The sequence below is a fragment of the Bacillus sp. 05T31 genome (assembly GCF_056396725.1).
Genome location: NZ_JBFTMA010000505.1, coordinates 1 through 4,824 on the forward strand (window position 1 = coordinate 1; position 4,824 = coordinate 4,824).

General features: G+C 37.8%; 3 protein-coding genes, 13 tRNA genes and 1 pseudogene. 2 read left to right on the forward strand and 15 right to left on the reverse strand.

The window, feature by feature from the left end; all coding sequences use genetic code 11:
- The first annotated feature begins 22 nt into the window (after window positions 1–22).
- Both AC1DJR_RS22990 and AC1DJR_RS22995 read left to right on the forward strand, forming a co-directional pair.
- A complete protein-coding gene (locus AC1DJR_RS22990; protein WP_002010641.1) occupies window positions 23–1,183 on the forward strand; it encodes an SH3 domain-containing protein in 1,161 nt (386 codons plus the stop codon).
- A gap of 5 nt (window positions 1,184–1,188) precedes the next feature.
- On the forward strand, window positions 1,189–1,521 hold the full coding sequence (locus tag AC1DJR_RS22995; protein ID WP_002010638.1) for a hypothetical protein: 333 nt from the start codon (window positions 1,189–1,191) through the stop codon (window positions 1,519–1,521).
- 241 nt (window positions 1,522–1,762) lie between these two features.
- Here the strand turns inward: AC1DJR_RS22995 and AC1DJR_RS23000 are convergent, their stop codons facing one another.
- The 15 genes and pseudogenes from AC1DJR_RS23000 to AC1DJR_RS23070 form a co-directional block, all read right to left on the reverse strand.
- Window positions 1,763–2,914 (reverse strand): DUF3965 domain-containing protein, encoded by a 1,152-nt coding sequence (locus AC1DJR_RS23000; protein ID WP_429687658.1) that lies wholly within the window; start codon window positions 2,912–2,914, stop codon window positions 1,763–1,765.
- Between the two features lie 374 nt (window positions 2,915–3,288).
- A pseudogene (locus tag AC1DJR_RS23005) lies at window positions 3,289–3,435 on the reverse strand (CBS domain-containing protein); the annotation flags it as partial.
- Between the two features lie 131 nt (window positions 3,436–3,566).
- Window positions 3,567–3,638, reverse strand: a tRNA-Glu gene (locus tag AC1DJR_RS23010).
- A gap of 1 nt (window position 3,639) precedes the next feature.
- Window positions 3,640–3,714, reverse strand: a tRNA-Asn gene (locus tag AC1DJR_RS23015).
- A 5-nt stretch (window positions 3,715–3,719) separates the two neighbouring features.
- Window positions 3,720–3,796, reverse strand: a tRNA-Ile gene (locus AC1DJR_RS23020).
- A gap of 8 nt (window positions 3,797–3,804) precedes the next feature.
- Window positions 3,805–3,875, reverse strand: a tRNA-Trp gene (locus AC1DJR_RS23025).
- A gap of 6 nt (window positions 3,876–3,881) precedes the next feature.
- Window positions 3,882–3,954, reverse strand: a tRNA-Thr gene (locus AC1DJR_RS23030).
- Between the two features lie 20 nt (window positions 3,955–3,974).
- A tRNA-Phe gene (locus tag AC1DJR_RS23035) sits at window positions 3,975–4,050 on the reverse strand.
- 9 nt (window positions 4,051–4,059) lie between these two features.
- Window positions 4,060–4,135: transfer RNA gene (locus AC1DJR_RS23040), tRNA-Asp, on the reverse strand.
- 2 nt (window positions 4,136–4,137) lie between these two features.
- A tRNA-Met gene (locus tag AC1DJR_RS23045) sits at window positions 4,138–4,214 on the reverse strand.
- Window positions 4,215–4,238: 24 nt separating this feature from the next.
- Window positions 4,239–4,331: transfer RNA gene (locus AC1DJR_RS23050), tRNA-Ser, on the reverse strand.
- 61 nt (window positions 4,332–4,392) lie between these two features.
- A tRNA-Ser gene (locus AC1DJR_RS23055) sits at window positions 4,393–4,485 on the reverse strand.
- 18 nt (window positions 4,486–4,503) lie between these two features.
- A tRNA-Ala gene (locus AC1DJR_RS23060) sits at window positions 4,504–4,576 on the reverse strand.
- Window positions 4,577–4,591: 15 nt separating this feature from the next.
- Window positions 4,592–4,665 (reverse strand) — tRNA-Pro (locus AC1DJR_RS23065).
- A 10-nt stretch (window positions 4,666–4,675) separates the two neighbouring features.
- A tRNA-Arg gene (locus AC1DJR_RS23070) sits at window positions 4,676–4,749 on the reverse strand.
- Window positions 4,750–4,824: the final 75 nt, after the last annotated feature.

A 4,824-nucleotide genomic window follows, 5' to 3' on the forward strand; every position in this document is an offset into this window, starting at 1 on the left:
AACTAGAGGAGGTCTTTATTACATGAATATGAAAGCCACAGCTTTAACAGCAACTACTATCGCAATTGCTTCTTTACTTCCTTCTATGGGAGAATCCGATATACAAACAGCGGCTGCTAAGCAACCATCTACAGTAAAAACTGGATATGTAAAAATTGACAACGTTGCACTACATCAAAATAGCCATACAGACAGTGCAATAATTGATACCATTCGATTTAATAGCCCGGTTACTATTCTTGAAACAGTTCAAGATTGGTATAAAGTATCTGTTAACAACAAAACAGGCTATATGAAAAAAGATGCAATTCTATTCAAAAAAAATGTTCAACCAAAGTCTCAATATATCGTAAATGCAAACGCATTAAACGTTCGTTCTGAACCTAATACAGAGTCTTCTATTCTAGATATATTACCAAATGGTCAATTCATTACCATTCAAGGTGAACAAGGAGATTGGTACAAAATATTACATAACGGTCAAATTGGTTACGTACAAAAAACATTTGTATCTAATGGATCCACACCTCTAGTAAAAGGTGTAACAGTACAAGGTTCTCCTTCGTATACTGTTGCAACACCAAAATTAAATGTACGTAGCAATGCTAGCACAAGTGGCACTCTACTTGGCTCATTACAAAATGGTACACAAGTACAAGTAGTAGAAACGGTAGGTACTTGGTATAAAATTCGTTTTGGCACAGGATACGGATATGTAGCAAAACACTATGTAGTGCAAAATCAAAATCAAGCACACGCTAAAACAGCTCCACCTGCATCAATTCCAGCAGTTTTCAAATTCCCTACTCAAGGGAAAATCAGCTCCACTTTTGATATGCGCTGGGAGCAAATGCATTATGGTATAGATATAGCAGCACAAGGAAATGTCTCTATTCAAGCTGCTGCTGCAGGTAAGGTTGTGAAATCTTATTATTCGGCTAGCTACGGCAATGTCGTGTTCATCGCCCATCAAATAAATGGGAAATTATATACAACAGTTTATGCTCATATGAAGGATCGCACTGTACAAGCTGGTGATCAAGTACAAACTGGACAATTAGTAGGTCATATGGGAAACACAGGTCATTCATACGGGCAACATCTCCATTTTGAATTACATAATGGGGAATGGAATTTTGAAAAAACAAATGCAGTAAACCCACTGCCATATTTAGTTAGGTAAATTATATGCCACGCAATATACCTCTCTTTATTGAATACCTGGCCTTTTTAGGTTTAATCTGTTGTTTAATCATTTATAATACGAACACTGTATTTTTATCTATTATTATTGCTTTTGTTGCTTTAGAAATCATTATGGAAGCATTACAAATGCGGCTAAAACAAAAAATTGCCCATATTTATAATGTAATTTTTCTTTTAAGTGCTCTTATAACAAATATAATTAGTAATGGTTTTTATTTATCTACCGTACTTCCTGTATTCTTTATAGGTGTTTTATTATTCATAGCTAGATACGTTCATGTTCCTAATAACCAAAAACATGAACAAGAAGCTTAGAAAGAGGAGACACTGTGTACCAATCTTTCAAAGATAATCCAATGAAATATATATTGAATTTATATGAAAAAATGAATACTTTTTTTGGTATACAAGGAAGTTATACTGCACAATTTCTCCTTTATGGAATGTTATTTCTTATCTTAGTTACTTTCTCCTTGCTTTACTAACAAAAAAAGGATCTCACATAAACTTGAGATCCTTTTTAATTTATATTAATTTTTAATATGTAAAATATGGTTTATCCACAAGCATATTTTTCATAAATGAAACTAAGATTATATTTTTTCTCTAAGCTCATTCTTTGTTCATCGTCGCACCAATAGAAAAGAATATCATGAATCGTTGCATAACGCTTATTTTTAAGAAATAGTTTAAAGAATGATGGTAAACAATCATGTAATTGTATAAATATATAATTGCGTAGTATTTCTTCTTTGTATTCAATTCCCTTACAAATATACAGTAATTCTTCACAATAATATGCATGCTGTGGAACTTGGATCATTTCGAAAAATGGTACATATGATAGTAGCTTTCCAATAAAATGACCATACCGATCCATTACCCCTATCGTCATATGCTCCATCATTTCTTTCATCACATATAAATAATCATCTACATGAGTTGTCTTTAAAGGGTCTAATCGATCGGAAATTTGTGAAAGTACAGCTCTTTGACAAGCTAAAACTGCTTGACTAGGTCCATAATATGATAGGAAGTCTGTACACTTACGATACTTTCGTAATAAGTCATGTGTATATAAATCATACACAAAAGTATTACAATACATTGCCAGACTCATCATATCACTATTTAATTGCTCTTTTGACAGTAGCTTAGCTCGCTTACACATATAAAAGAATGTAAATTCCAATACTTCTTTATGAGATAATAGATGTTTGCAATCTGTTATACATTTCTCATTAAATTTAACTCGCTCCCAAATTTCTACATCCTCAGCTGTTAATTCACCAATACGATATTTAATAATTAAATAGTTTAAAGCAACTGCTTTCGTCAAAAGATCCCATGTTTCATACTCCAATGAAGTTTTGACAAATTCATCTAGCCCTTGGGTTATCATAAAAGCATTTGCCTCTTCATACCAACCAATCTCTTGACATAACCGAAGAATACGTACTAGAGTTGGAATTTCATCTTTATGAAACTGCGGTAAATTCTTTACTTTATTCATGCCATATACGATAAATGCCGCTAAATTTTCTTCTTTATAAAATTCTTTTTCTTTCCATACTAATATAGTTCGCTCTTTCCTTTCACCTTTTGGATGACAAGGTACAAGCAAAGAAAATAACTCAGCGAAATTATTTGGTTCTATATATGTATCTGTAACCAAATTCCAATTTGGATCGCCCTGTACAGCCCTCATATAATTCCCCTTTCCTTTTTATCCCGCTATTTGCGGGCAGTAAGACTCCCACCTCAAAATTCTGCGAATGCGAGGAAGTTAGGTGGGCGATAAAACTGCCCATAAAAGCCCGATTGGTTCAACTAATAATTATTGGGGGATGGACACCCCCCCAATAATTATTAGTTGAACCTTATCTACGTAGGAAATATTAATTCATTATTACATCATTAACAATACATATTGTTATATTCAAAATTTATCATAATACTTATATCTCTCAGTATATCACTTTTTCTCTTATTAAAAATTAGGAATGACAAATTTAAAAAAAATTTCAAAAATATTGACTCTATACTTATTATATAATGTCTCGGATACATCACGCTAATATATGTAACAAGCCCAACAACTTGTTTATTTTCAATAACAGGAATCAATCCAACCGATTCTTCCTTCATTTTTACAGCTGCCTCATATACATTGTCTAATGGTGTACAATGTACGATATGAGTACTCATAAGTTCTCTAACTTGCGTCATTTTTTATCTCCTCCTTTTAATACATACCATAGCTTTTCCTAAATCCCTTTATTTATTTCAGGAAAATAAGGTGATAAAAAGAGGCTTATACATAATAAAAAAGAGTCAGCAATATGCTGACTCTTTTTTTATGACCCGTACGGGATTCGAACCCGTGTTACCGCCGTGAAAGGGCGGTGTCTTAACCACTTGACCAACGGGCCATGGCTCCGCAGGTAGGACTCGAACCTACGACCGATCGGTTAACAGCCGATAGCTCTACCACTGAGCTACTGCGGAATATATGGTGGGCCTAAATGGACTCGAACCATCGACCTCACGCTTATCAGGCGTGCGCTCTAACCAGCTGAGCTATAGGCCCATACTTTACAGGGGCAGTAGGAATTGAACCCACACTGGAGGTTTTGGAGACCTCAGTTCTACCTTTAAACTATGCCCCTAAATGATGCCGGCTAGAGGACTTGAACCCCCAACCTACTGATTACAAGTCAGTTGCTCTACCAATTGAGCTAAGCCGGCATAAAAAAAAACAAAAAAAATGGTGGCTCGGGACGGAATCGAACCGCCGACACGAGGATTTTCAGTCCTCTGCTCTACCGACTGAGCTACCGAGCCAACATAAAATGGCGGTCCCGACCGGGGTCGAACCGGCGATCTCCTGCGTGACAGGCAGGCATGTTAACCACTACACCACGGGACCATTGGTTGCGGGGACAGGATTTGAACCTGCGACCTTCGGATTATGAGCCCGACGAGCTACCGTACTGCTCCACCCCGCGAYGATATTATGTTTTAAAAATAAATGGAGGAGGTAGAGGGATTCGAACCCCCGCGCGACTCTCGCCGCCTGTCGGTTTTCAAGACCGATCCCTTCAGCCGAACTTGGGTATACCTCCATGAAGGAAAAATTAATATCTTATTCATTTTTATATGTAACTAAACCACTTTTTTAAAAAATGGAGGAGGTAGAGGGATTCGAACCCCCGCGCGACTCTCGCCGCCTGTCGGTTTTCAAGACCGATCCCTTCAGCCGAACTTGGGTATACCTCCGACATATAAAAAATAAAGTGGAGCCTAGCGGGATCGAACCGCTGACCTCCTGCGTGCAAGGCAGGCGCTCTCCCAGCTGAGCTAAGGCCCCATGTTTTTGGGAAAATCGGGAAGACAGGATTTGAACCTGCGACCCCCTGGTCCCAAACCAGGTGCTCTACCAAGCTGAGCCACTTCCCGTTAATAAAAGCGCGCCCGAGAGGAGTCGAACCCCTAACCTCTTGATCCGTAGTCAAACGCTCTATCCAATTGAGCTACGGGCGCATATGGTGCCGAGGGCGGGGGTCGAACCCGCACGGTGGTCACCCACCGCAGGATTTTAAGTCCTGTGCGTCTGCC

Bases quoted from the DNA above. Each gene is read 5' to 3' on its own strand.
- AC1DJR_RS22990 (WP_002010641.1), top strand. From the start codon at position 23: ATGAATATGAAAGCCACAGCTTTAACAGCAACTACTATCGCAATTGCT.
- AC1DJR_RS22995 (WP_002010638.1), top strand. From the start codon at position 1,189: ATGCCACGCAATATACCTCTCTTTATTGAATACCTGGCCTTTTTAGGT.
- AC1DJR_RS23000 (WP_429687658.1), bottom strand. From the start codon at position 2,914: ATGAGGGCTGTACAGGGCGATCCAAATTGGAATTTGGTTACAGATACA.